18 protein-coding genes are annotated in these 25398 nt (G+C 56.2%); 7 read left to right on the top strand and 11 right to left on the bottom strand.

Annotation, left to right across the window (positions count from 1 at the left end; translation table 11 throughout):
• Nucleotides 1-9: 9 nt before the first annotated feature.
• The 6 genes from rlmN to J5J10_RS00395 all read right to left on the bottom strand — a co-directional run bounded on the left by rlmN (nucleotide 10) and on the right by J5J10_RS00395 (nucleotide 4332).
• Nucleotides 10-1215, bottom strand: coding sequence for a 23S rRNA (adenine(2503)-C(2))-methyltransferase RlmN (gene rlmN / locus J5J10_RS00420; protein WP_249116782.1), 1206 nt, complete (start codon nucleotides 1213-1215; stop codon nucleotides 10-12).
• 256 nt (nucleotides 1216-1471) lie between these two features.
• Nucleotides 1472-1975, bottom strand: a complete 504-nt coding sequence (locus tag J5J10_RS00415) for an invasion associated locus B family protein (protein WP_208554419.1) — start codon at nucleotides 1973-1975, stop codon at nucleotides 1472-1474.
• A gap of 255 nt (nucleotides 1976-2230) precedes the next feature.
• A complete protein-coding gene (locus J5J10_RS00410) occupies nucleotides 2231-2611 on the bottom strand; it encodes a YkvA family protein (protein WP_211928361.1) in 381 nt (126 codons plus the stop codon).
• A 50-nt stretch (nucleotides 2612-2661) separates the two neighbouring features.
• Entirely contained in the window at nucleotides 2662-2964 is a 303-nt protein-coding gene (locus tag J5J10_RS00405; protein ID WP_211928360.1) for a 4a-hydroxytetrahydrobiopterin dehydratase, read from the bottom strand.
• 52 nt (nucleotides 2965-3016) lie between these two features.
• On the bottom strand, nucleotides 3017-3610 hold the full coding sequence (gene thpR / locus J5J10_RS00400; RefSeq protein ID WP_211928359.1) for an RNA 2',3'-cyclic phosphodiesterase: 594 nt from the start codon (nucleotides 3608-3610) through the stop codon (nucleotides 3017-3019).
• A gap of 68 nt (nucleotides 3611-3678) precedes the next feature.
• Nucleotides 3679-4332: an arylesterase gene (locus tag J5J10_RS00395; RefSeq protein WP_208554482.1), complete on the bottom strand. Its 654-nt coding sequence runs from the start codon at nucleotides 4330-4332 to the stop codon at nucleotides 3679-3681.
• Nucleotides 4333-4406: 74 nt separating this feature from the next.
• Here J5J10_RS00395 and J5J10_RS00390 point away from each other — a divergent pair, with 74 nt between their 5' ends.
• The 3 genes from J5J10_RS00390 (at nucleotide 4407) to J5J10_RS00380 (ending at nucleotide 8560) form a co-directional block, all read left to right on the top strand.
• A complete protein-coding gene (locus J5J10_RS00390) occupies nucleotides 4407-5120 on the top strand; it encodes an ABC transporter ATP-binding protein (RefSeq protein ID WP_211928358.1) in 714 nt (237 codons plus the stop codon).
• Nucleotides 5117-7666, top strand: coding sequence for an ABC transporter permease (locus J5J10_RS00385; RefSeq protein WP_211928357.1), 2550 nt, complete (start codon nucleotides 5117-5119; stop codon nucleotides 7664-7666). The genes J5J10_RS00390 and J5J10_RS00385 overlap by 4 nt, the downstream gene beginning before the upstream one ends.
• Before the next feature lie 153 nt (nucleotides 7667-7819).
• Nucleotides 7820-8560, top strand: coding sequence for a Bax inhibitor-1/YccA family protein (locus J5J10_RS00380; protein ID WP_211931094.1), 741 nt, complete (start codon nucleotides 7820-7822; stop codon nucleotides 8558-8560).
• A gap of 118 nt (nucleotides 8561-8678) precedes the next feature.
• Here the strand turns inward: J5J10_RS00380 and J5J10_RS00375 are convergent, their stop codons facing one another.
• Together J5J10_RS00375 and J5J10_RS00370 are read right to left on the bottom strand one after the other, a co-directional pair.
• Nucleotides 8679-9866, bottom strand: a complete 1188-nt coding sequence (locus J5J10_RS00375) for a polysaccharide biosynthesis/export family protein (protein ID WP_208554426.1) — start codon at nucleotides 9864-9866, stop codon at nucleotides 8679-8681.
• Between the two features lie 115 nt (nucleotides 9867-9981).
• Nucleotides 9982-11271: a capsular biosynthesis protein gene (locus J5J10_RS00370; protein ID WP_349252025.1), complete on the bottom strand. Its 1290-nt coding sequence runs from the start codon at nucleotides 11269-11271 to the stop codon at nucleotides 9982-9984.
• 129 nt (nucleotides 11272-11400) lie between these two features.
• Here J5J10_RS00370 and J5J10_RS00365 point away from each other — a divergent pair, with 129 nt between their 5' ends.
• Nucleotides 11401-12678, top strand: coding sequence for a capsular biosynthesis protein (locus tag J5J10_RS00365; protein WP_211928355.1), 1278 nt, complete (start codon nucleotides 11401-11403; stop codon nucleotides 12676-12678).
• 11 nt (nucleotides 12679-12689) lie between these two features.
• Here the strand turns inward: J5J10_RS00365 and J5J10_RS00360 are convergent, their stop codons facing one another.
• Genes J5J10_RS00360 through J5J10_RS00350 form a run of 3 tightly spaced genes read right to left on the bottom strand, consistent with a single transcriptional unit; the run spans nucleotide 12690 to nucleotide 22421 of the window.
• Nucleotides 12690-13484: an SDR family oxidoreductase gene (locus tag J5J10_RS00360; RefSeq protein ID WP_211928354.1), complete on the bottom strand. Its 795-nt coding sequence runs from the start codon at nucleotides 13482-13484 to the stop codon at nucleotides 12690-12692.
• A gap of 59 nt (nucleotides 13485-13543) precedes the next feature.
• Nucleotides 13544-14926, bottom strand: coding sequence for an aminotransferase class I/II-fold pyridoxal phosphate-dependent enzyme (locus tag J5J10_RS00355; RefSeq protein WP_211928353.1), 1383 nt, complete (start codon nucleotides 14924-14926; stop codon nucleotides 13544-13546).
• A gap of 43 nt (nucleotides 14927-14969) precedes the next feature.
• Nucleotides 14970-22421: a type I polyketide synthase gene (locus J5J10_RS00350; protein ID WP_211931093.1), complete on the bottom strand. Its 7452-nt coding sequence runs from the start codon at nucleotides 22419-22421 to the stop codon at nucleotides 14970-14972.
• A gap of 271 nt (nucleotides 22422-22692) precedes the next feature.
• Here J5J10_RS00350 and J5J10_RS00345 point away from each other — a divergent pair, with 271 nt between their 5' ends.
• Genes J5J10_RS00345 through J5J10_RS00335 form a run of 3 tightly spaced genes read left to right on the top strand, consistent with a single transcriptional unit; the run spans nucleotide 22693 to nucleotide 25372 of the window.
• Complete coding sequence (locus J5J10_RS00345) at nucleotides 22693-23460, top strand: ABC transporter permease (RefSeq protein ID WP_211928352.1); 768 nt, start codon at nucleotides 22693-22695, stop codon at nucleotides 23458-23460.
• Nucleotides 23457-24116, top strand: a complete 660-nt coding sequence (locus J5J10_RS00340; protein WP_211928351.1) for an ABC transporter ATP-binding protein — start codon at nucleotides 23457-23459, stop codon at nucleotides 24114-24116. Before J5J10_RS00345 ends, J5J10_RS00340 begins: the two co-directional genes overlap by 4 nt.
• The gene (locus J5J10_RS00335; RefSeq protein ID WP_211928350.1) at nucleotides 24116-25372 is read left to right on the top strand and encodes an RkpR, polysaccharide export protein; all 1257 of its coding nucleotides are present in this window, start codon (nucleotides 24116-24118) and stop codon (nucleotides 25370-25372) included. Before J5J10_RS00340 ends, J5J10_RS00335 begins: the two co-directional genes overlap by 1 nt.
• Nucleotides 25373-25398 lie beyond the last annotated feature (26 nt).

The following is a 25398-nucleotide window of genomic DNA, read 5'->3' as shown; positions in this document are numbered from 1 at the left end:
GAAGGGTGCTCAATCGTCCTCGCCATGATTTGCGATCATCATGGCCTCGAACGCAAGGCGCTCGGTCTTTCGCATCCGTTCGGATTCAGACTTCAACTGTCCGCAGGCGGCGAGAATGTCCCTACCGCGTGGCGTTCGGATGGGGGAAGCGTAGCCAGCCGCGTTGATGAAATCGGCGAACTTTTCGATCTGCGCCCAATCGGAACACTGGTAGTTGGTCCCGGGCCACGGATTGAACGGGATCAGGTTGATCTTCGCGGGCACGCCTTTAAGCAATTGGACAAGGCCTTTTGCATCTTCGAGACTATCATTGACGTCCTTCAGCATCACGTATTCGAACGTGATCCGACGCGCATTCGACAGGCCGGGATAGTTGCGGCAGGCTTCTATGAGCTCCTTCAGCGGATACTTCTTGTTGATCGGCACCAGAAGGTCGCGGAGGTCATCCCTCACCGCATGAAGGGAAATGGCAAGCATCACGCCAATCTCTTCGCCCGTGCGGTAAATCTCCGGCACGACTCCCGAGGTCGACAGTGTGATGCGGCGTTTGGAAAGCGACAAACCATCCCCGTCGGAAGCGATGAGGAGCGCTTTTTTAACCTCCTCGAAGTTGTAGAGGGGTTCGCCCATTCCCATCATGACAATATTTGTCACCTTGCGATCGCTCGAAGGGATCATGGCACCCTGCGGCACATCGCGGTCCGGAAAATCACCAAGGCGATCGCGCGCGAGGAGGAGTTGGGAGAGTATCTCTTCGGCCGTAAGGTTACGAACCAGGCGTTGTGTCCCGGTATGACAGAACGAACACGTCAAGGTGCAGCCGACCTGGCTCGAAATGCACAGCGTTCCCCGTCCTTCTTCCGGAATATAGACGCTTTCCACCTCGACCGGACGTCCAGCGCCTCGCGGAGGAAAACGTAAAAGCCATTTGCGCGTGCCGTCGTTGGAAATCTGCTCTTCCACAATCTCGGGACGCGCAATCGTGAAATGCCGTTTCAGAACATCTCTCAAATCCCGAGATACGTTTGCCATCGCATCGAAGTCGGATATTCCGCGAACATACAGCCAGTTCCATATCTGGCTTACACGCATCTTGATTTGGCGCTCCGGCACGCCGCACCCCCGCAGCGCTTCGCCCAACTGCTCGCGATCAAGACCGATCAATGATGGTAGCTCCGACAACGCAGAGCCGAGCGGCTGAGCTACTGGAGCCATCCTCGCAGCAAAGACCGTGTCTGTGGCCATCACATTTTCCTTTTTTGGATCAAATCGAATTCTTATTCTTCGGCGCAAGGCCGGAATGACAGCAGGGTACGCAACGCAGCGGACAGTTCCGTCACTTTCAGACGTATCTTGTTAGCTAACGTGGTTCCATTAGCAGCTATTGTTGGTTGGGTCACGTGGTAAGCCAAGACGAAAAAAGCAGCCATGGACCTAGCCCATGGCTGCTCTTCGTTATTGTTTTCAGCGCTTACTTGCAGCTTTCGATTTTCTGCAATGCAGCCGAGATACCCGATAGCGAGTACGTATACGAAGTGGCGGTACCGCGCGCAGACGTTGCTTTCACACTCATCGAACGCCCCGACTTCATCGCCGAGACGAGAGCCGGCTCCTCAGCCGCGTTCTCGACCCAGGCAGCCGTGTCCTTGGTGAACATAACGAAATTCTTGCCGTCGATGCTGACGTTGACTTTCGACGCTTCTTTAAGCGGATAGCCCATCATCGCCTGCGGTTCATACGAAATGTTCTGGCCAGGTCTTTGCGACACGATAAAGAAGATATCGCCATGGTTCACCGATGCCGGCTCCTTTGCTGTCGGCACAGCCAGGACGTAGCAAACGGTTCCGCCATTAGCCTTGTAGGAATAGGCGCCCCAAGCCTTGAACTGCTCTATCCGTGTCGGCGACTGGGCAATAGCCACGCCGAAGCTTGCCAGAACGATTGCGAGTGCGGTGGTGGTACGTCTTACAAACATGATTCCCTGCCGGTTGCTCTTCCGTCTGTCCGGTTTCGAATTCTCGGACCTCTCTTCGTCAAAACCGTCTTCAGCTTAGCTTAAGTTTGGTTAGCAAACTGTGAACGAGCCGAGGAAGACGATCACAGCGTCCCGTTTTGAGGTCGATGAAGTGCGAAAACGCTGGCAACTCGACTCCCTTCGAGCGACCAATCAATGACACAGGCGATGGAAACAGAAGGAATAGGGCAAGAGTTTGACCTCAACCGCCCTCAGTTAGCTCGAAAGGCTTTCCTCTGCGAGCGCACGGTCAGCGGCAGTGTAATGCTGAGCCGTCATATGACCGCGAATAAGGGCGATCGCGGTGGTAAGCACGGCGATGTCGTCGGTAAATCCAACAAGAGCAAAGACATCAGGCACCACATCAAGCGGCAACACAAAATACCCGAGAGCGGCGAGCAATATACCCCTCACGCGAAGCGGTGTCTGCGGATCGGTTGCGCAGAAGAACGCAGCAACTAGATCTCGGCCAAAGGGGATTTGCCGGAAAGCGCGTTTCAAAGTCGGCCAGAATTTCGCGCGAACATCGCGCTCGCGGCGGGTCTGGGTATCCTCATCACCCGGCAGGAGAATTTCTCCGATCTTGACATCGTCCATCAGCTAACTCCCGGTAAGAGCCTTGGATATGGTGCGAGCCCTCGAGACTTTCAATCCGCTCGCCGAGCGGCATCCGTCATCGCGGAAGCAAGCTTGATGTCGAGTTCCGTCAATCCCTTCACGACATGTGTGGTCAAACGAACGCTGACGCGTGAATACACGTTGAACCATTCCGGGTGATGGTCCAACCGTTCGGCAACAAGAGCACATCTCGTCATGAATGCGAACGCTTCGGCGAAACTGCCGAACCGGAATTCCCGAACGAGAGCATCTCCACTATCGGCCAATTGCCAACCGTGCAGTTGTGACAATGACTCCCGCAAGGCTTCAGGCGTCAAAATTGCATAAGCCATTTAAGCCTCATGACCGTTGGTCCTTGAACGTGGCAGGCGTACCACGGACGGACTATACCATACTCTTCAGAGGCTCCTCAGCTCTGCTGGAGAGGCCGAAGGTGGGAGCGGTCTCATGCAGGGGAAATACCTCCTCAGTCAGGTAAGGGCCACCGCCGACGGAATCTCGAGAGGAGAGAAGGACGAACCGTGGTACGATGAAGGGTCCGGTATGGAAATTACCGCGACCGCTGAGATACTGTACGACATCATCAAGGCGAGTATTCTTCATCCGGGCCAGCGTGACATGCGGAGAGAACTTTCGCGGATCTGGCGGCAAGCCAATACGCTGGCAGATGCGCTCTATCTCGCCCTGCAGGGCAAACATCTCAGGCGCAGGAGAAACACCAGCCCATATCGAATGAGGTTTTTTTGATCCAAACGAGCCAATCCCGGTAAGTTCCAACCTGAACTCCGGTCGCTCGATGCGATCCAACCGGTCCACAATCTCGTCAGCGGTTCGTCCGTCCACATCACCGATGAAACGAAGAGTAATGTGATAGTTTTCGACGTCGATCCATCGTGCTCCGGGAAGACCGCCCCGCAAGAGTGAAAGGCTGAGCGCCGCGTGACGCGGGATTTCGAGGGCGGTGAATAGTCTCGGCATGCGAGATCTCCCCGAATCTTATTGCAGACGCTAACAGCGAATCACGCAACGCAAATTGCCGCAAGCACTTATTTGGCCTTTTCCAAAATCTCTCCCACGAAGGTCTCCACCAGTGGCATCATCCGCTGCGTCATGACGGCGACCCCGTCGGCGTTGGGATGCATGCCGTCCTCCAGTTGAAGCTCCGGTTTGGTGACGACGCCGTCAAGGACAAAGGGATACAGAGGAAGGCCAAAAGTGCTTGCGAGTTCCGGATAGATTGCGTTGAAAGCTTCGCCGTATTGCGAACCCATGTTCGGCGGCGCTAGCATTCCGACCAGGAAAACGGACATCCCGCGTTCCTGCAGCCGTTCTATGATTGCGGTTAGATTTGCCTTCGTTTCGGCAGGTGATAGCCCACGCAAGGCGTCGTTTGCACCGAGTTCCAGGATAACACCATCCGTGCCGTCCGGTACAGACCAATCGACACGCGAGAGACCGCCTGAGGTCGTATCGCCGGATACGGCCGCGTTCGCGATTTCCACGTTTAAGCCTTTTTCCCGCAGGGACTTCTGAAGCTGTGCTGTGAGGGACTCATCCGGCGAAAGCTGGTATCCTGCCATTAGGCTGTCCCCTAGCCCAACAAGCTTGACGACACGATCTTGCGACTTCGCGGGCAGCAGCCCCGACAGCAGGCAGAACGCTATGACGCCGATTTGAAGAGCCGAAGCTTTAAAAGCCATATCCGCTTCCCTAAATTCCTTGAGCAGCAAAACGCCGCGTTTCAGGTTCAGCACGCTATATAGGACGCCCAGGTTTGAGAAAAACGATCATCGAGCTGAAAAAAGCGGATCTCACCCTCGGTACCACGGCATCTCGCGTGCACGTACTCAAGCAAATCGATTTGACGGTAGAAGAGGGGGAAGCTGTCGGAATTGTCGGTCCTTCAGGATCCGGAAAATCGACACTCCTTATGGTTTTGGCCGGCCTCGAGCGGTTGGATAGCGGGGAGATCAACATAAATGACGCACCGCTACATACATTTGGCGAGGACGAACTGGCGAACTTTAGGGGGAAGAATATCGGTATCGTTTTCCAGTCATTTCACCTCATAGCCAATATGACAGCGTTGGAGAATGTGGCTTTGCCTCTGGAGTTGGCAAACACGCGCAATGCATTCGATATTGCGCGGAAAGAGTTGGAGGCAGTGGGACTAGGACAGAGGCTGACCCACTATCCAGGGCAATTATCGGGCGGTGAGCAGCAACGCGTGGCGATCGCCCGTGCCCTCGCCCCGTCCCCGGCCGTGCTGATCGCGGATGAGCCAACCGGCAACCTTGACGGCGAGACCGGGCGACATATCGCTGATCTTTTATTCGCAAAACAGGCTGAGCGTGGCACGACGCTTGTCCTAGTCACCCATGACCCGGTCCTAGCAAACCGGTGCACGCGCCAGATCAAGGTAAGGTCGGGTAGCCTCGAAGATTCAGGAGGACGAGAGGAAGCCGTGCGGGAAATTCATCGAGCATGAGGAAATCACTCGCTCTCGTGCCCGTGTCATTTCGCATTGCGCTACGCGAAATGCGTGGTGGACTCAGCGGATTTTACATATTCTTGGCGTGTATCGCTCTGGGAACGGCGGCGATCGCCGCGGTCAACTCGGTATCCTCGGCAATTACGGCCTCAATCGCGTCCGAAGGACGAACCCTTCTTGCCGGCGACATCCGGTTTGAATTGAACAACAGAGAAGCGAGCCAATCTGAGCTGGCCTTCCTGCAGAAGTTCGGGGCTGTTTCGCAGTCCGTCGGACTTAGATCGATGGCGAGACTAGCGGATGGAACAGACCAATCACTCGTGGAGCTAAAGGCTGTCGATGAGTCATATCCACTCTATGGCGAATTGACGACCGAGCCAGCCGGTTTGGCCGCAAGCCTCTTTGCGCCGCCGGAAGAGAGCACCTACACAGCTTTGGTCGCGCCACTGCTGCTCGACAGAATGGGCCTTTCGGCAGGCGATCACCTGCTTATCGGAGATGCGCGGTTCAGGATCGCGGCAGCCGTGGTTACGGAGCCAGACGCGCTTTCAGAAGGTTTCGGTTTCGCGCCACGTCTTATGACGAGCCTTGCCGGTTTGCGGGCGACGGGCCTGCTCCAGACCGGTAGCCTGGTTGAGTACACCTATAAGATAAGGCTTTCACCCAGCGCGCCCTCGATAGAGGACATACGGGAAGCATCACAGAGGGACTTTCCGAATGCGGGTTGGTCAATCCGCAGCAGTAACCGGGCAGCACCGTCGCTAACGGAAAATGTGCAACGCTTCTCGCAGTTTCTTACTCTTGTCGGCCTCACGGCGTTGGTGGTTGGAGGCGTGGGCGTGGCCAACGCCGTACGCGCTTTTCTAGACTCAAAACGGACGGTGATAGCGACTCTAAAATGCGTTGGTGCACCCGCCGGGGCCGTGGTCATGGTCTACTTCTTCCAGATCGCGCTCATAGCGCTAGTCGGGATCGTGATTGGTTTGGTGGTTGGAGCAGCGGCGCCCATGTTGGCAATGCCTTACCTTGCTCGTTTCCTGCCAATATCCGCGGGGCCCGAACTTCATGGTCAGGCCCTAGTCTTGGCGGCTCTCTTCGGCATACTAACCACCCTTGCGTTTGCCATCATCCCCTTGGGTCACGCACGGAAGGTCCCGGCTACCGCACTGTTTAGGGAACACGGGACCCAGTCGAAAGGGCTTCCCTCTTGGTCCTACCTAACGGCAACCGCAGTTACATTGCTAGCGTTGGCCACGCTCGCGATCTGGTCAGCAGAAGACCGTTTCCTTGCGCTTCTTTTTGTTGGCTCCATGGCGGTTGTCTTTGCAGTTCTTCGCTTTGTCGCCTGGATTGTGACGGAAATCGCCAGACGCGCACCGACGACGTCCTCGGCCGCGCTACGTCTCGCTATTGGTAACATCCATCGCCCGGGAGCGCTCACCGCATCGGTCGTGCTCTCGCTTGGATTGGGCCTTTCTCTCTTGGTCACCCTTGCATTGATCGACGGGAACCTTCGTAGGGAACTGACGGGCAATCTTTCGGAGCGCGCTCCGAACTTCTTCTTTGTTGATTTGCAGCGAGACCAGCTCGATCAGTTCCGTGCTCTGATCTCGGAAAAATCGCCAACGGGCGTTCTGGCGGAAGTCCCGATGCTACGCGGCCGCATTCTCGAACTCAACGGCATGGATGTTACCAAGATCGACGTACCACCGGAGGGGCGCTGGGTTTTGCGCGGGGATCGCGGGATAACATATTCGGAGAAGCTGCCGGAAAACGCATCCCTGACGCAAGGCTCGTGGTGGCCGGAAAACTATCAGGGAGAACCTCTGGTTTCGTTTTCCGAGGAGGAGGCGACAGAGCTCGGGTTGAAGCTTGGCGATACGGTGACGGTTAACGTTCTTGGCCGAAGCTTGACGGTCAAGATTGCGAACTTTCGCAAGGTGGAGTGGGAATCGTTGTCCATCAACTTTGTGATGGTCTTTTCGCCAAACACCTTCGCAGGCGCTCCCCATGCTTGGTTGGCCACCCTCACTGATCCCACTGCGACGGCCGAACAGGAGGCAGATATCTTGCGCAGCGTTACAAACACGCTTCCAACCGTCACCACTGTCCGCGTGAAGGACGCCCTCGACACCGTCAATCGCCTCGTCGCTCAGTTGGCAATCGCGATCCGCGCGGCCGCTTCCGTCGCCCTTGTCGCATCGATTTTGGTCCTTTCAGGCGCGCTTGCTGCCGGTAACAAGGCTCGGGGGCGTGATGCCGTGATTCTGAAAACCTTGGGTGCCACCCGAGTGATGCTCATCAGGGCATTCAGCTATGAGTACCTCTTGCTGGGGGCAGCAACAGCGGCATTCGCCTTGCTCGCGGGCGGCGTTGCTGCCTGGTTTATAGTGAGCAAGATCATGAATCTTCCGGCCACGTTCCTCCCCAGTGTCGCCATCGGCACATTGCTGGTGGCAATGATCACCACGATCGTTGTCGGACTGATAGGCACGTGGCGCATATTGGGACAGAAGGCGGCCCCGGTGCTCCGTGAGCTTTGAGACGGCTTTGCAACTCGCGGAATTTTGACCGGATCGACCTTGTTTGGGAGGGGAACTGGCATCATATTGTCAGCAGGCATGCTGGAGCTTCGCAGCGGCGCCTGGGCGTTTGCCCGACACCGTAACCAAATCGAAGCTTATAAAGAGGAAAATATGTCTGATTACCGCAATTATCCCAACCGGATGGCAGGCAGCGCCGCCTCGTCGACGATGGTCGATGAAGGACTGCGCGCCTATATGCTGAAGGTTTACAACCTGATGGCTCTCGGCCTCGCGATCACGGGTGTCGCGGCTTACCTTGCCTTTCAGTTCGCATTCGCCGATGGCCAACTGACAGCTTTCGGCCAGGCGATCTATATAAGCCCGCTGAAGTGGGTGGTAATGCTGGCACCGCTGGCACTCGTATTCTTCATGAGCTTCCGCATTAATTCCATGAGCGTATCTGCCGCTCAGACAACGTTCTGGGTTTATGCAGCGTTGATGGGTCTGTCGCTGTCGTCGATCTTCCTGATCTACACCGGACAGAGCATCGTGCAGACGTTCTTCGTGACGGCAGCCGCCTTCGGTTCGCTGTCGCTTTACGGCTACACCACGCGCCGCGACCTCTCTGCAATGGGCTCCTTCCTGGTTATGGGTCTGTTCGGACTGATCATCGCTTCATTGGTAAATATCTTCCTAGCGTCGTCAGCCTTGGATTTTGCGATCTCGGTGATCGGTGTTCTCGTGTTCGCGGGTCTGACCGCATGGGACACACAGCGGATCAAGGAATCCTACTATGAAGCCGACGGCGTGGATGTTGCCGGTCGCAAAGCCATCATGGGTGCGCTTCAGCTCTACCTCGACTTCGTCAACCTGTTTTTGTTCCTCCTACGCTTCCTCGGAAATCGCGAGTAACAAAGCATATAGGTCACACGACGCAAAAGCCCCGGTCGCTCGACCGGGGCTTTTGTTTTGGAGATGATCGCGTGGCGACAAAGGTCGCTCGCCGGCGCTACAACAACTATGCGTGACGTTATTCTTGAAGAAGCTGTATCCCTCTAGCGATGCCAACTGCATCGTCCGCGATACCAACCGGCTGACGGATCATCGTCATGAACTTCACAAAGTCCACGGAAGGATGTCTGGACGCATAAATCACATCGCGGTTCTTGATAGGGAAGGTCTGGCCGATAATCAGGCTATCGGCAACCGACATGTCAAAGCGATAGACGATCGGATACTTGCCGTCTTTGTTCGGCTTCATGCCCTTAGCGACGAGATCGTGGAACCGCTCGGCGGAAAGCAGATCGGAAACAATCTCCGGTTCCTCGTAGCGAAATACGAAATAGCCCCTGGCGTCGGCACGCGCATCCGCCCCGCCACCAGCCAGCGCAATAGCTTCGAGAAGATTGACCTCGTTCGCGCCGAAGGGGATGCGACCATTCTTCCAGACCTCGCCCAGAACGGTAAACGTCCTCGGATCCCTTGATACGAAAATCTGGTCCTTTGGCTCGACGTAGATATTTTCAGACGGGTTGTCGAGCAGCGTTTGCAGCAGCACCGAGCCAGTTCTTTGTCCGCGCACGAGAGTGACATACGATTCGTAAGGCTCAGCTTCCGGACCGCCTGCTCTTGCAATTACTTCGCTGATCTTTTCCGCCGTTAGGCCGAGCGGCACGACGGAAGGGTGTCCCACGGCGCCAGCAACAGCCACCGTCCGCGAAGACGATTCCAGGGCATTGACGATAACGTCGGGTTCTACCGCCTTGTTGGCCAAAGAGCCGAGAACAGCCTGACGTGCTTCTTCCAGCGTCCGTCCAGCAAAAGTCACCATCCCGACGTAAGGAATGGCCGCCTTGCCATCAGGCTGAACGACGACCTCTATGTTGGTCTGCTTGGAGTCCGAAGTCGAGAAAAGACCATCAGCACCAGCCTCGAAGATCGTGATACGGAGTCGGTCACCAACGCCAATAACAGGCCTCGTCGCGGCACCACCCAATCCGAAGCGTCGCTTCAACATGCCCGTCGAAAACTCGGCAACCGTACGAGCAGCGGTGCTGTCTACGTCCACCACGTCGAATACTACGCCGTGGGCACGCTGGGTTTCCGTCAGCGACTTACCTGCTTGAGCATTGATGTCGGACGCCAGAGGGCCTGCACCGGGAACAGCCTCACAGCCTGCCAAGCCGGCACAAACAATCACAACTGCAATGCGCTTCAAAACCCGTCTCCCGACCTTCGTCCGCCAACCCTGTAACACGGGCACGCACGAAAACTCCACAACCCAATTACACTAAGGGCACTCAAACTAATAATTTAAGAACGGCACCGTCACCCTATTGCATCGCCTCAGGTCGAGCCTGGATGCCCTTTTGCCAAGTGAGTCTCGGCGGCGTATCAAGAAATCCACCGGGGAGATTGACCTCTCGTGCGACAATTCGCCGAACCATCTCGGCAATCGCGACGACTTTCCCCTCCCTATGATAAAAATTGCCTTTCACCTGTATGGTCGCCGCAAGCGCCTGCACGAGATCATCGACCAAAGCCGGATCGACCGGCGAAGGGTTTCGCCAGAAACTGTCGATGCCGTCCTGATGCGTAAGCCCCTCCACGTCGTAGACGGCGCAACCAAGCGCGATGGTAGGCTTGAGCGTTCTGATACTATGGATTCCAACGGTGGAATTGACGACAACGACCCCGGTCGCAGACTTGAGGATTGCGTTCAGATTTCCCTGTTCAAAAAAACGAACCCGCTCTTCCACCCCATGGCGCCGTGAGATTGAGGTGACCCTGCTACCCCATCGCTCGATGCCGTTGTCAAGGGGATGCTGCTTGATCAGGAGAGATGCATTCCTGTCGGCATATCTTGCAAACGAACCGATAACTTCGTCCAGCATGTCGGCCAAATGGACGAAACGCGAATTCGCGCGTATCTGATAATCGCTTTGCAGCTGCAGCGCCACGAGAAAATAGGGCGTGAGACCGTTCTGAAGCTCCTCGGATGCCAGATGCCGGGTCGGAAAGAATGCTCGCACGACCCACGGTAGGTAGTCCTTGAGAGCGGAGTAGTATTTGTCGTCTGAGAAGAAGGGGAAGAACGGACGTCCGAAATACGCAACCAGATTGTAGAGTACCTCGTTGAATGCCTCCTGACCGAAGGTATGCGGATAGCGCACCGTAAGGTCCGGCGCGGCCACAGATCGGGCAATTGCCGATATTTGGGCTGGGTCCACCGGGAAATGAGAAAATCGCCCCATCCCGCCACGTTCAAGAGTCAGCCAGTCAGGGCGAAGATAGCCGTGTTCGACGGCGTGACATCGTACCCCCAGCGTCTCCGCGACCTCCCAAGCCGTCCGATGATACGGAAGTTGGTCTGCATAGTAGAGGATGTCCGTCACCCCCTCCCTTTTGATCAAGGCTTCGACAAAACCCCGCCAGTGCTTTAGAGGTTTACGGAAGTTGATGGCACCTCGCTTTCGCCAGAATAATTGATCTCCCAGCGAGAAATTGACTCGCAAGGTTTTGACACCGGCCAGTTCGAAGGCATCAGCAAGCTCCCGCCAGAACACAGACGGTGGCCCCTGAAGGAACAGGATGACAGGCTTGGTTTCACGCGGCTGCTTCACAACGGACATCGTGCTTGAGATACTCTGCAATGGATTCGCAACCGGTCACCGATTCAGGATGCTTTCATGTGGAAAGAGCCGCGACTATAAGTGCCGTGTTGCCCCTGAACAAGTTGCTATGTGAGTCGAATGCGGCGTTTGTCACTACTCCTTCTGCAGGGACCTGCATCGCCCTTTCTGAAGCAGGTAGCCCACTGCGTTGAACAGCGCGGCGGCGTCGTTCACAAGATCAACTTTTGTCTCGGGGATGCCCTCTTCTGGTGGCCTCGATCAGGGGATTGGTTTCGGGGAGCGGATGGGCAATGGGCTGACTTCCTGAAGAATTACATCGCTGTGCACGGCGTAACCGACATTCTGATGCTCGGGGATGGACGTCCGAAACATGCTGAAGCACTGGATGTCGCCAGACAAATAGGGATTCGCGCCTATGTTTTTGAACACGGATATCTCCGGCCGGACTGGCTGACGCTGGAGCCGTTCGGCATGTCTAGCCAATCCTTGTTTCCAGCGGAAATCGAAGCTTTGAGAGCATTGGCGTCCATGCCTGTTCCGCAGCAGAGCCACTCGTTTAGATCGAGCTTTTTGACCTACGCTCTTTACGATCTCGCCTTTCACATTCCAAACGTTCTCTTCGGCTGGATTGCCCATCCGAACTACCGCACGCACGGCCCCGTCCACCCTTTAGTCGAGTATGCGGGATGGGTTGGAAAGGCTTTTACGCGACGCCGGCGTTCCGGCCAGGCTGCGAAGTTGGAGGCCCACTACCTTGGGGCTAGTCATCCATCGTTTTTTCTCTTTCCGCTTCAATTGCCCGGCGACTACCAGATAAGAAAGCATGCACCGATCGGCGACCATTATCGCTTGGTCAGTGCGACGATGCACTCCTTTGCCAAGAACAGCGCCCCGACGGAGCGGCTGCTTTTCAAAGTTCACCCGATCGACAACGGGCTGTCAGGTTGGCGGCGCAAGATCTTAAGCTGGGCTGCGAATTTGGGGATCGGGGACCGCGTTGACGTCATCGACGGCGGAAATCTGGAAAAGCTGATTGCTGCGAGCGTCGGCATCGTGACGATAAACTCCACTGTTGGCCTGACAGCCGTCCTAGCCCGAAAGCCGGTTATCTCGCTTGGTGCATCCATTTACGATTTGCCGGGGCTGACGTGGCAAAGGAGCCTACGTGAATTCTGGCAGGAAGCCATGCCGCCCGACAGCGAAGCGGTCGAAATTTTCGAAAAGGCATTGATGGCGACCATCCAGGTCCGCGGCGGTTTCATCGGCAAGGAAGCAATAGCCACGGGCGCTTCCAATCTAGTGGACAGACTCCTTTCGAATCCCGACTGGTTGGATCCCGAGGCCCAGCGCCGCAGAAAGTTTTTTCGCTACGAACGCGAGCTGCTCCAGACATGACAATCCGCAACCTAGACAATATGCCTGGTGCGCCTCCTGAACCACCAATACAGCATAGGCTTCACCAGGGGACCAAAACGGGCGAGCAGCGTCAGTCCAGGGCCAAAATGAATGACGTCCGCACCTCGCGACAACAGTTGCTCGATGCGTTCTGCAACCCTGCCGGCTGTCCACGGCCGAACGGTTCCCATGACCGCAATCGCCTGGGGACTACGAAGCGGCAATTCATTGGCAAACTGCGGCGTTTCCGTATCAGGCGGATAACATATGGAAACCTTTACTCCGTAAGGAGCGGACTCGACACGCAGTGCCTCCGAGAAGCCGACGAGAGCGGACTTCGACGCGCAATACGCGGTGTAGCCGTGGATGCCAATAAGAGCCGCCCCGGAGGAGATCATCAAGATACGCCCCTTTCCACGCTCCTTCATCCCGGCGTAAACGCACCGGATGGCGTTTGCCGTCCCGATCAGGTTCGTCTCTACCTGCGCTGAAAAGCGGCTGCCATCCAAGACATCAAACGCAGCCGGCTCGACGAGCCCAGCGGACGTTATCAGGATATCGCAGGGGCCCAAGGCAGCTTCCGCCTTTGCCGTTGCATCGCGAAGGGCGGGTTCGTTGTTTACGTCCGCCTCCACCGCCATCAACCGTGGCCCAAAGCCCTCATTCAGAGCCAGTAGCTCCTGTTGAGCCGCCTCAAGTCTGCTTTTGGAACGCCCTACCACTGTGACCGCCGTATCGCGCTCAAGATACCGGCGCGCCAAGGCGAGTCCGATGCCACTTGAACCGCCGGTAATGATCACATGCATGCCGAAGAACGCACCCTGTCGAGTTGGCTGAGCAAGGTTCGGTATCCCCGCTTAACGGTTCAGGCTTGGGCCAGCCGCGCCAACACCTGCATCACTTTGGCGGAACCTATGCCGAAATTTCGCTCTTTCAGTTTCGCAAGAATATCAGCAGTCAGATCGACTGCGCGCCGGATCTGTTCTTCCGAATGGGAACTGGTAATGAAAAACCGCAAGCGGGCGAGCCCCTCGGGGACGGCCGGATGTATGATCGGTAACACGTTCACCCCGGCGTCAAAGAGCTCATTCGACAGTTGCACAGCTCGCAAAGAGTCCGCCACAATAACCGGGACGACTGAATATCCCTGGCTCAGCCCGGTATCAAGCCCGCGCTCCTTTGCATACTCTAGGAACGTTTGGCTGTTCCGCCGAAGTGCGTGGACACGCGCAGGCTCGTCCTTCAGCACCGACAGGCTGGCCATCGCAGAAGCCGCAAGCACCGGCGCCAATCCCACGCTGTAAACAAAGCCGCCTGCCTGCGCCTTTAGCAACATGATAAGCGCCTCGCTGCCGGCGATATAGCCGCCGCAGCTGCAGGTCGTTTTCGATAGCGTACCCATCCAGATGTCAACTTCGGATGGCGAGACGCCAAAATGCTCGAAAATACCCCTTCCGGTATCCCCAAGAACGCCCAGCGAATGAGCCTCGTCCATCATGAGCCAGAAATTGAATTCTTGCTTCAGCCTGACGAGGCCAGGTAAGTCGGCGATATCGCCGTCCATTGAGTATATGCCTTCAGCAACAACCAGAATGCGCTCGTAGTCACTGCCAAGCGTTCGGAGCAGCCGCTCAAGATCGGCCATGTCGTTGTGCTTAAAGAAACGTCGGTTGGCGCCAGAGAGTTTTATTCCTGACAAAGCGCTGTTGTGGATGAACTCGTCGTGCAGCACGAGATCTCGCGGCCCCATGATACATCCTATTGCGGCAACGTTGGTCAGGTAACCGCTGACAAAACAGACGGCCGCTTCCGACTCGTAGTTCTGTGCGAGTGCCTGTTCGAGGGCGACATGGATGGTGCGCTCGCCCGCCACAAGACGGCTTGCGGATGCGGACACGCCGAACTGTGCAAGCGCTTCCTCTGCCCCAGCGAGCACAGCAGGATGTTTGTTGAGACCGAGATAGTCATAAGATGCGAAGTTGTCGTAGGACTTCCCGCCAATAACGGCATAGGCACCACTTGCCGCCTCGTGAGCCCGATAAAACGGATTAGCCATACCGAGTTGCTCACCAGCCATCTTCTGCACGACGACCTGCTTGTACTCGGCCAACTGGTCGAAGCTCGGCTGCTTACGCACCGCAGCCCGAACCACGGACGCCTCACCCGTACGGGATTGCCGACCTTGCTCGATCGTCTTATGAACGTTTTTCATACGATCCAAGAGATCCTGACGCTTATTTCCGGTCATTCCCATGCCTCTCCAGTCTTTCGTCGACCGGGCGCCCGGTTTATCAGGCTGACCCGGTATGTCGACGGCTCAGTTCATCAACGATCTTGGCGTCCGTAGACGTCTCTCCATCGTTGTCCCCGCCACCGCTGCGAGCACTGACCTTCTCATAAAGCCGGCGAGTGACATCACCCACAGTTGCATTATCCGACAGGCTGCTTAGCGGCATGTCGAAACCAGTATTCTGTTCGAAGTTCATTCCAAGTTCAACGGCCATAAGACTGTCGAGCCCGATCTCTTTCAAAACGCTATCTTTATTCACGCTTTCAGGCGCCACGCGAAGGATGCTGGCGATCTCATTTGCGATGACCTTGAAAAGCGCATCTTGCGCTTCCGCCGGCGATTTGCCTTCGATCATCGCGACAAGATCGATTTCTCCACCCTCCGAGCCTCCCGCATTTTGGGAGGCTTTCCGTGTCACAATCTCGAACAGAGCTTCCTTTACGACCGGAAGATTGTGGGCCATCGCCCAGTCAAACTCCGAGATCATCACCACCGATGCGTCTACGCTGTCGGGCGCGATTTCGATATACTGTTCAACCAGATGAAGGGCATCGCGTGCAGGCAGGGCGGTTTTCCCGAGCCGTCGGTCCAGGATTTGTCCCACATCGGTATTGCGGGCGAGATAACCAGCGTCCGCAATGGCTCCAAAACCCACCGCCAGCGCCGGGAGGCCCTCCTCACGGCGAGCACGGACCAGTCCTTCCATGAAGCCGTTGGCGGCAACGTAGTTGGACTGTCCAGGATTGCCAACCATTGTGGTAACCGAGGAAAACGCTATGAAATGATCCAGGTTGTCGTCCCGTGTCAGCTGGTCCATGAGCGCAAGCCCCTTGGCCTTTACGTCGATTACTGGACGATTACGTTCTTCGGTCAGATTGCCAACCAGAGCATCATCAAGAATCATCGCCGCGTGGACAACGGTCTTGAGCGGAGCGACCGTCCTCAGCTTTTCCAAGAGTTGCTGCACGGCGATTTCGCTCGTCACGTCACAAGCGTGAACGACGGCAACGACGCCATCGCGCGACCAACGCTGCATAGCCGCCTGCGTTTCCGCGTCGGGGATTCCTTTGCGGGAACACAATGCGATGTAGCGGGCGCCCTTTTCGACAAGCCAATCTGCGGCCGCAAGGCCAAACCCGCCGATGCCGCCCACCACGAGATGCATTCCGTTTGGATCAAGCTCAAGCTGGCGACGTGCCCGAACCGCAACCGGGTCCTTGCCGGGTACCGGCGGAAGCACGACAATCTTGCCTATATGACCTGAGTTTTGCATCAGCCGGAAGGCGTCACCAATCTCATCGTAGTGGAACGCACGATACGGAAGCGGCGAAAAGACGCCCTCCTCGAACAGACGACCGATCTCCGCCAAAAGACGACGCGAAAGGTCGGGCTGAAGCACAAGCAACTGATCGGCATCGATACCGAAATAGCTGATGTTTCGACGGAACGGACGCAAGCCGATTTTGCTATCGGCGTAATAGTCGCGTTTGCCGAGTTCCAGGAATCGACCAAATGGCTTTACCAATGAAAGGCTCTGCTCCATCGCCTGACCGAACAGGGAGTTGAGAACGAGATCGACACCCTCATCACCGGTAATAGCCCGCACATCGGCAACGAACCCGAGCGATCGCGAGTCGAACACATGGTGAGCACCCAGCATCTCGAGGAACCGTCGCTTTTCAGGCGTTCCGGCTGTCGCAATGACAGTGGCACCTACGTGTTTTGCGACTTGAAGTGCGGCCAGGCCAACACCGCCTGCAGCACCATGGATAAGTACCGTATCGCCTGGCCGCATACGACCCAGTTCTATCAAGGCGTAGTAAGCCGTCAGAAATACAACCGGAATTGAAGCAGCGGCAACAACATCGACGCCCTCCGGAAGCCTCGCAACGCCATCACGCTTCACCACGACGTGGGTAGAAAACGCCGAGGCAGCGATCGCCATAACCGGGTCGCCAACCGCAAGATCGGTAACATCGCTACCCACCTGGACGATTTCGCCGGAGAATTCCATACCGATGGAAGCCCCTGCAAATCCGTCTTCCAAGGCCTCCTCAGGCAGCAAGCCCATGGCCCACATGACATCACGGAAATTCAGACCGGTCGCGGCTACACGCACGACCACTTCGTCCGGACCAGCGGCCGGAGTATCGGCGCTCTCCCACCGGATAGTTGAAACCTGAGACGGCACCTGCTGACGAATGGTTGCGGCGGCGAACTGCGCTGTCGTTCGCGCAACCGTCGTTAGTGCACCAGGGACGGCTCGGACCTCTCGTAGTGCCCCGTCCGCAAAGTACCACTCGCGTACATTTCCCACATCGCCCAGTACCCGGTTCATCAGATCGGCCAACGCACCGCTCCCGCGGGTTGTTGGGTCGGCATCAAGAACGCGAATGTCGGCGTAGTCGAACTCGTTGCGAATAACCCGCAGGTAGGTCCACAGACCAGTGTTGACAGGGCTCGAAGCGGCATTGTCTTCGGTCTTGGCGAAAGGTGCGCCATTGGGAGCAAGAACCAGTAGCGGCATTCCCTTTTTCACGATCACCGTATCTCGGCAATCGGCAAACGCCATCGCAAAGGCATTGATGCCCATGACGCGTTGCAAGAGGACCTCGGAGGAATCGGAGCTGTTGTCTTCCGACACATAGACCACCGCCCGTAGATCATCGCCGTGTTCCTGCAACGCCGCGAGTATGAGTTCTCTGTCCTTAACGAGGTCCTTTCCAACGGACAAACTGGCGATCGGTACGAAGCGATCGCCAAGCCACTGCTTAACATCGGACGCTGCGATACTTCTGTCCGACAGCAGCAGAACCTTGTCAGCAGCCGGGGGTACGGTCGCTTGACCATCCAAGACGGTTTCGCGAGGCTTCACCGCCTGGACAGTGACGATGCTGCCACCCGACAACTCGCGTGCCGCGGTTCTGACCTGATCGAAACCCATTTCTTCGAAGATTTTGCCCCAGGCATCGGCAGTCTGGAACACGTTGATCTCGTCGACGAGACCGAACACAAAATCGGTAAAGACACTTGGCGAAGTGAAGGCTCCAAGAAAAGCCTGCGTACCACGCAACCATGCCGCAATACTCGCATCCGCGCGCAGTAGCGCCGAAAGAGTATCGGATGCGCTGACCACCAGATCCGCATCCCCCGCCAATGCGAACTGATCCGGCGACATCACCTTCACATGCGGATCATTCTCGAACTGCACCTCAAGATTACGCCTAGCACCGCCGTCCGCCTCACATACGACGAGCGAACCGCCTGCAGCCAGCACAGCATCGGCAATTCTCCGGCTAACATGGGCCGACACCGTTGCGACCTCGACGACTTTGACGCCTGCCGTTGCGTTTCCGATATCGCCCAAAACGCGCCGAAGCGCAACGATCAGCGTATCGGCTCGTTCCTTTGCAGTGACTGAGTGAACGGCATCGTGCGAAAGCGTTGCTTCGCTGACAAAAGCTTCGGTCCCGCGTTCAGGCACGTCGCCAACGCTGTCGCCCTTGATCAAAGCAAGCGCTTCCCGATGGCAATCGTTCAGCAATACAACGTCTACGCCACGATCAGGTGACGTCGCATAAATATCCCGGAGAAGCTCAGCCGCCAGTGGTAGCGATACGTCTTTTTCCAGCGTCCATGCACCGTCGTCGGCTTTCGCAAACCCGGCGTCGACCAACAACTGCAGACAGTTACTGAGGTATCGACGCGGCCCCAGTTCAACTGGTAGATCCGACACAGTGACCACATTGCCGCTCTTTGCGAGCTTTCCACATACCTCGTAGATCGCGCTGAACACGGCCGCTTGGAGCAGCAGGCTGTCGTTCCCAAGGCCGACTTCTTCGACATCGGAGAAGGCATCATCCACGGCGAGAACGGGACCGTGTTCCTTACGTCCATCGACTTCCGCGAGAACCGACTCGTAATGGAAGGAAAGTGCGTCAAGCGTCTTATGCTGCTTGAGGAACGTGCGCCGGAACCGGGCGTCGGCGAGAACAGCGATGCGCTTGCCGTCTGCACCAAAGATGTGGAAGTTGGCCTTTATCGACGTGTCACTAAGCCGCTCGATTTCGATAATAGCGCTGGAAACGGGCTCTCCAAGGCGTTCGATGCTGATCCGACCGAAGCGAACAGGGATGTAAGGCGCGCCGCCGCGCTCTCCGCTGAAGCGGTCGAAAAGTGCGACGAGTCCGTGGAAAATGGCATCAACGGACAGTGGGTTGAGATTGAAGCTCAGGAGCGGATGCGCGATCGGTGCGGCTTCGTTGAGCTCCACGGCAACAATACGATCGCCATAGCTTGTCGCCCTCTTCAGAAGCTGGAAACGCGGTCCGTAGTCCAAACCGAAATTGGCTGCCGTGCGATAGGCCTTGTCCGCGCCGACAGACACTGTCTCACCGACGAGCGCGGGAATAGGCGATGATCCCACTTCGACGGTCGCAAGTTTACGCATTCGTCCCACGACATGGACCGACCAGTCATCGTCGGAAAGGCGCTCTCTGGACCGTATCTGGAAATCACCGGTCTCCGGGGAGATGAGCGTCGACAGCTCGAGCATGCGATTCTGGCTGAGCTCGAGTGGACGAACGATTTCGAGGTTCGTGATCTCGATCCGTTCGCTGTCAAAAAACTGCCGACCAGCACCGATGGCGATTTCGATAAATCCGCTTCCCGGCAGGATTGAACGGTTGTCGACGACATGCTCGGCCAAATCTGGAAAGAGATGAGCATCAACATGGTTCTTCCAGGCAGTGCCATTCGGGTCCGTGCGCCAGCCGACGAGTGAATAAGGGTAACGGCCGTTGCGACCATAAATGTCGACGCGATCGGTTGTGGCTTCGGGATGGAGTTCTGTTTTGTCAAACGGCAACACTGGTAGCGCTACCGCTGCATTACGCGCGCCGAAAACCTTGGAACGATCAACCGCAGCGCCAAATGCGATGGCACGCGACATTGCTCGATCAACGGGGTCGGAAACGGCTGGAACGGTTTCTCGCGAGAGAGTCGACACAACCGTGACTGCGGCAGACCGCTGCTCGGCTACATCATTGATATAACTCGTCAGAATTGGTCGCGGGGAAACCTCGATAAAGATATTGCAACCAAGCGCGATGGCTTCTTCGACTGCATGCATGAACTTCACGGGCTGCCGGACATTCCGCCACCAATAATCGGGATTCAACGAATCCCCCGTTAGCACCTTACCCGTGACGGTCGAGATGAAGGCCTTCCCGCCGGACTTTGGATGGATCGGCGGCATATCGCCAAAAAATGCCTCTCGCGCCTGATCGATCAGGGGGTGATGGAAGGGATAGTTTATGTCCAGTGGCTGAACTGCCACCTTTCGCTTCCTTGCCTTCTCACGAAGGCTCTTGATCTGGTCCACAGCACCGGAGATTGTCACAGAATTGGGCGCGTTTATCGCCGCAACCTGCAATTCGCGCAGGTCCAGCGATCGCAACAACTCCTCTGCTGCCTGTTCACCCAGTTTGACAGCGGCCATCGTACCCTGGCCAGCAAGCACATCTTGATGGAGTGATCGCTTTGCGATGACAGTGACGGCATCCTCAAGGGTGAGGGCGCCGGCAGCATAGGCAGCTGCGACTTCGCCGACAGAGTGGCCAAATGTTGCGGCAACCTCGACGCCCATGGCGATCATTGCGTCGCTGAGGGCAACCTGAACCGCGAACAGCACAGGTTGCGCTAGTTTGGTGTCGGCGAGGCGCGTTTCGAGATCGGGATCCGCAAGAACCGACACAAGGTCGATATCGGAATACTTGGAAAAGAGTCGAGCAACTTCGTGATAACGCTCCCGGAACACGGCATTATGCTCAAGAGCGTCAACGCCCATACCTGCCCACTGCGCACCATTGCCTGAGAATACAAGGGCGACTTTGGGATCGCGCGAGATCGCCTCTCCCATTTCCGCTGCACCGGTGTCGCCTGAGGCAAGGAACCGATCAAGTGACGTCAGTATGGAGGCATCATCGCCCTTCAGGACGTACCTGTGGCGTAAAGCTGCTCGGTTCATACCGGATGCTGCGATGATCGCCGCACGGCCGGCATCATCAGCCAAGGCCAAACGATCGCGATACTGCTCCAGCAACCCTCGAAGGCTATCCGCTGTATGTGCACTGACCATAAAGAATGGCTGGATCGCTGGAGCTTCTGCGACGACCGCCGGACGTGGGTCGGCAATCACCACGTGCGCGTTAGCACCGCCGAAACCGAACGAATTGACACCTGCCAATCGCGCCTTCTCGCGTCGCTCCAACGTCATTCCGTCGCTGGCAACACGAACGTTGAGACCCTCAAAATCGATCGAATCGTTCGGAGTATCGAAATGGAGCGAAGCCGGAAGATAATCGTTCTCCAGTGCCAGCATAGCCTTCATAAGGCCAAGAAGGCCGGATGCAGGCTCCGCATGCCCGATATTGGTCTTGATAGATCCGATAACGATCGGCTGCTTGCGGCGGCGACCAATAACCTGACCCAACGACCACACTTCCGCCGGATCCCCAACTTTCGTGCCCGTACCATGCCCTTCGATGAAAGCGACGGTATTGGGGTCTATACCCCCGTCGATGTAGATCGACTTCAGAAGCGCAGCCTGGGCTTCGCGAGAAGGCAAAGAAATGCCGTTGGTCCGGCCTGCCGCGTTGGTGCCTGATGCAATAATGGTGGCATGACTGCGGTCACCTTCGGACGAGGCGCGATCACTGCGCCTTAGGACGAGAACGACACCGCCCTCGGCTCTCACGTATCCAATACCGTTATCGTCATACGCGCGGCAAAGACCGTCCTTCGACAACATGCGCGCCTGGGCAAAACCAACGAAAGGTAGAGGATGAACAAGGACATTCACTCCGCCGACGATAGCAGTGTCCACTTCGCCGGAGTTCAGCGCCTTGATGGCATGATCAAGCGCGACCAACGACGATGAACATGCCGTGTCCACTGTTAGACTCGGCCCATTCAAGCCAAATACGTGGGATATTCGGTTTGACACAATCGACAGCGTATTGCCCGTCATGAAGTGCGGCCCGGGAGCGGCAGGATCCTCGACGGATAGGTTGCCATGGTCGAGACTGGATGCGCCGACGTAAACCGCTACGTTCTGACCTTGCAGGCTCGCGGCGGGAATATTGGCGTCCTCAAGCGCACGCCACGTCAGCTCCAACAGCACCCGCTGCTGCGGATCCATATAGAGGGCCTCGCGCTTGGACATGCCGAATAGCGCCGGATCAAAACGATCCAGTTCGTCGAGCACACCGGCCGCGTACGTATAGTACTTTCCTGGAACTCCCATCTCGGGGTGCCAGTAGCGGGCCAATTCCCAACGGTCATGCGGAATCTCTGAGATCATGCACTTTCGCGCAAGCATGATCTCGAACAGTTCCTCGGGAGAGTTCGCTCCTGGTGCGGCGCATGCACGCCCGATGATCTCTACGCTCATATACCCGTTCGCAAATTTGAAATCGTCGGGCATGAAACGGCAGTAAACATAACCCGACATTAGAAGTTTCTTTCCACAAGTCACTTAGACAAGCAACTGCGGACCGTCAATTCCGTTGGCCGCGCGAAAAAGAGAAGGTTGCCTCAATGTGACGCGGCAACCGCAGGCCGCGATTGGCAAAAGATTGAGCCCCCCGCAATTCTGCCATTTTGCACCGCGAGGTGTAGAGTGATAGAGCAAGGCCTCGTAATAGTTACGCACGGACTAAAGAATGCACTGGATTACACATATCCGCATCGTGGCGGCACTTTTGATAAGGGAAATGTCGACTCGCTTTGGCAGTCGCCCCGGCGGATACATCTGGGCTCTGGTGGACCCGGCGGCTCATATTGCGCTCTTGACCATGCTTTTCCGAGTTATCGCCAAGGTTCCCGCATTGGGAACGAGTTTCCCCCTTTTCTTTGCGACCGGCTATATCGCATTTCAATTCTATCAGGCTTCAGCCACCTATGTCAGCAGCGCGCTTTCCGCAAACCGAGCTCTTTTGAATTATCCTAGTGTGGCGCCTGTCGACACACTTATAGCCCGTCTCGTCCTCCAAATCGCAACAACCGCTTTTGTCGGGGTGCTGGTGATAGGAGCCATATCCCACGGGCTTAAGACACCTTTGACGTTGAACTGGGCGGCGATATTCGAGGCGATTTTCGCCGCCGCGTTTCTGGCTCTTGGTGGAGCTCTAGCAAACACCGTTCTCTTTTTAAAATGGCCGTTCTACGAAAGTATTTATGGTATTATAATGCGCCCTCTTATGCTGCTATCCGGTGTATTTTTCCTTCCCGATTCAATACCACATCCCTATCAGGACGTACTGCTTTTGAACCCTGTTGTTCATATTGTAATCCTGTTTCGCAAAGGGTTTTATCCGGAGTATCGGGGTGAAGCGCTGAGTTTGGAGTACCTCTACGGCTTCTCGGGCATTCTGCTTCTTTTAGGAACGGCGTTGTTCACGGCGTCATCTCGCTTGTTGAGGAATGAATGATAAGGCTTGAGCACGCAACGAAGCACATGCGACACAAGGGCCATCGGAAAACCATACTCGATGGCGTTTCGCTGGTTTTGAAAAGAGGAAGCGGCATCGGCGTGCTGGGACGAAACGGCGCGGGAAAGTCTACGCTGCTCCGCTTGATTGCCGGCACGATACAACTTGATTCGGGACGCATAATTCGACGTGGCCGGATATCTTGGCCGTTGGGTTTCAATGGCAGTTTCGTCGGCAACCTCACAGGGGAGCAGAATGTCCGCTTCGTAGCCCGGATCTATGGGGTCGACACCGACGAGCTCCTAGCTTACGTAGAAGAGTTCGCCGAACTTGGCCCGTTCTTCCGGGCACCTGTCAAGACTTACTCCTCGGGAATGAAGGCACGACTGGCTTTCGGCGTAAGCATGGGTGTGAAGTTCGATTATTATCTCGTCGACGAGACGACAGCCGTCGGCGATGTCAATTTCCGAAAGAAATGCAGAGCTGTATTCACCACCAAACTGGCCGACTCGGATGTTATAATGGTCTCCCACAGCACGAGCACCATAAGAGAATATTGCAAATGCGGTATCGTCCTCGAGAAGGGTAAGGTCACCTATTTCGACGACATCGAAGAGGCGATCCACCAACACGATAAGAACATGGGACAACAATAATGGCAAACCCATCAAACCCCGTTGGAGAAAAGACCGCAAGGCCGCGGCCGGTGGCACACCCGAACGTCCGGGTGCTGGAGGGTCTCCTGCAACCCAAAAAGAAGAAAAAAACGGGCCTTCTTAAGATTCGTCATTGGGTCATGATAAGCGGCTTTTTTCTTCTCGTGCTAGTTCCTACCGCGCTATCTAGCCTTTACATGAGCGTCATTGCTGCAGATCAGTATCATAGCTCTACATCGTTCGCAGTGAGAAGTATCGACAGCGCGGCGATGACATCCGATATCCTCGGCATGTTCAGCCAATCTGCTTCCAGTAGTACTGTAGCTGACTCCTACATTCTTCAAGACTATATCCTTAGCGAAAAGATGGTATCCGAGCTTGATGCGGAGTTCGACCTGGAAACAATTTACGCCCCCCGCGGCCTCGACTTTTTCTTTGGACTGGCAAGTGATAGTCCCATTGAGGATCAGGCCAGCTACTGGAATCACATGGTTCAGGTAAACTTTGATCACGCTTCCGGAATCATACAGTTGACGGTTAAAGCGTTCGACCCTGAAACAGCTCGTAAAATTGCAGATTTTATCGTTAAGCGCTGTGAAAACCTGATCAATCAACTGTCAAATGATGCCAGGAGCGAGACCGTGAGGCTGGCGAACGAGGAAGTTCAGTTAGCCGAAAAACGGCTCGCGGGAGCGAGGCTGGAACTCCGTCGGTTCCGCGACGTATCCCAGGAGGCAGATCCTGTCGAAGGAGCAAAACTGGCGACGCAACTGGTGGCTTCGATGGAGCAGGAACTGGCGCGGCTTAATGCCGACCTCGCAACGGCACGTCAGCAGATGGCGGAAGACACTCCGCGCATACGTGTCATCAAAGCCCAGATCAACAGCCTTGAGACACAAATCCAACAGGAACGCCAGAGGCTCGGCGCTGGTGAAGTTACCGCGGGTGCATCCGGAGAAACGGGAAGACCTGGCGTTGATTCCGCGGTCTCTGAGCGGCTTCAGGTATTTGAAGAACTTGAAACGCAGCGCGAATTCGCTCAGCAGAGTTACGTCGCGGCTTTAGCAAGCCTAGAAAAAGCCCGTATAGAGGCCATCAGCAAGCAACGTTATCTTGCGACGTTTATCCAGCCCACACTGTCTGAACAGGCTCAGTATCCCAACCGCTTCTTGAACGTGTTGCTGGTGTTGCTCGGAGGCCTTTTCTTTTGGGGCGTGGGCACACTAAGCTATTATAACATCCGCGACCGTGCATAACGGTGGAACAAAAAAAGGCGTCCTGA

The sequence above is a fragment of the Ciceribacter sp. L1K23 genome (genome assembly GCF_018122705.1).
Classification (GTDB): domain Bacteria; phylum Pseudomonadota; class Alphaproteobacteria; order Rhizobiales; family Rhizobiaceae; genus Allorhizobium.
The sequence above is the reverse complement of the archived record's forward strand: the minus strand, read 5'-3'. Positions and strand labels throughout refer to the sequence as shown.